A 1493-nucleotide genomic window follows, 5' to 3' on the forward strand; every position below is an offset into this window, starting at 1 on the left:
GGCGCGCGGGATTTGCGCGATGCGCTGGAGTTTCTGGGCAAGCTGCGCATCGCCCACCAGGCGCGCCAGATTGCGCGCGGGCAAGCGCCTGACAATTTTCTGGCGCTGGAGGAACTCTCCAACTTTGAGCGCAGCCACCTGAAGGACGCGTTCCTGGTGGTGCAGACGCTGCAGGGGGTGCTGGGTCAGCGTTACCAGTCGGGTCGATTCTGAGCCGCAGGCGCTGGACATGCCTGCGATCTTGAAGTCTTGAAGGCTTGAAGGCTTGAAAGTCGCTAATCAATTGGTAGCGGGTTGGCTTTGCTGGCTTGGGCTGGCCGGTCTCGCCCGGCAGGCGAGGCACTTTGCTTTTGCTTCGCCAAAAGAAAGTACCCAAAGAAAAGGCGACCCGCAGTCTGGGTCCCTGCGCTGCGCTTCGGGCAACCTGTGCTGCCCCGAAAAAGCGGGGGTCGAGCTCGAACTCGCTTCACTGCGTTGCGCTCAGACAATCGCTCGCCCTGATCCCGCTTTCCCGGGTCATCACAGGCCCAGCCAGGACGGGCTTTGGGAGCGGGATCGGATGCAGGGAGCAGCGCGCGCATGGCGCGCTCTGCGATGTTTGGCTGTTTGTATTTTTTTCTTTTCCCCGGCCCACCCCCTTCTGTCTGCGCTGAGGAGCGCAGCTTCAGGCGGATCAGGGCCGCGCGCTGTTTGAGCGCAACGCAGTGAAGCGAGTTTGCGCGGACCCCGCCTGAAGCGAGCACCGCAGGGTGCCCCGTAGCGCAGCGAAGGGGTCGCAGACAGTAGGGTCGCCTTTCTTTGCTTACTTTCTTTGGCGAAGCAAAGAAAGTGAGTCGCATGCCGGGCGACTCCCGGCCAGCCCAACCCCGCAAAGCCAATTACCGACCAAGCAGGACTCAGGCATTCCTGCGAATCGCGTCGCCCACCACCGTGACGATGCGCTCAATGTGCGCCGGCTCCACGATGTAGGGCGGGCAGACCACGATGTTTTCACCGGCGGGCCGCACCAGCACGCCGTGGTGAAAGCAGTCCATGAAAATGTCGTAGGCGCGCTTGCCCGGCGCGCCGGCCACCGGCGACAGCTCCACCGCGCCGGCCAGCCCCAGGGCGCGAATGCCGATCACATTCGGCAGGCCTTTCAAGCCGCCGTGCATCGCGTCGCCCAGCAGCTTGCCCATCTGGCCGGCGCGTTCAAACAGGTTTTCTTCCTTGAACAGATTCAGCGTGGCAATGGCAGCGGCGCAGGCCACAGGGTGGCCCGAATAGGTGTAGCCGTGGAAAAATTCAACCGCGTACTCGGGGCTGTTGGCGTTGGCATCCATCATGGTGTCAAAAATCCGGTCGGTGCAGATCACGCCGCCCAGCGGAATCACGCCGTTGGTCACGCATTTGGCAAAGTTCAGCATGTCCGGCACCACGCCGTAATAGTCGGCGCCAAAGTTGCAGCCCAGCCGGCCAAAGCCGGTGATCACCTCGTCAAAAATCAGCAAAAT

General features: G+C 62.3%; 2 protein-coding genes. One reads left to right on the forward strand and one right to left on the reverse strand.

Annotated elements, in window-relative coordinates:
• Window positions 1–213 (forward strand): putative nucleotidyltransferase substrate binding domain-containing protein (locus Q8K05_RS00065; protein ID WP_305244513.1); only part of this gene is annotated, 213 nt, incomplete at its 5' end.
• 683 nt (window positions 214–896) lie between these two features.
• Here the strand turns inward: Q8K05_RS00065 and Q8K05_RS00070 are convergent.
• Window positions 897–1493, reverse strand: a 597-nt coding sequence (locus tag Q8K05_RS00070) for an aminotransferase class III-fold pyridoxal phosphate-dependent enzyme (protein WP_305244514.1), incomplete at its 5' end; no start/stop codon positions are given.

This window comes from Polaromonas sp. (assembly GCF_030682935.1).
Classification (GTDB): Bacteria; Pseudomonadota; Gammaproteobacteria; order Burkholderiales; family Burkholderiaceae_C; genus Polaromonas.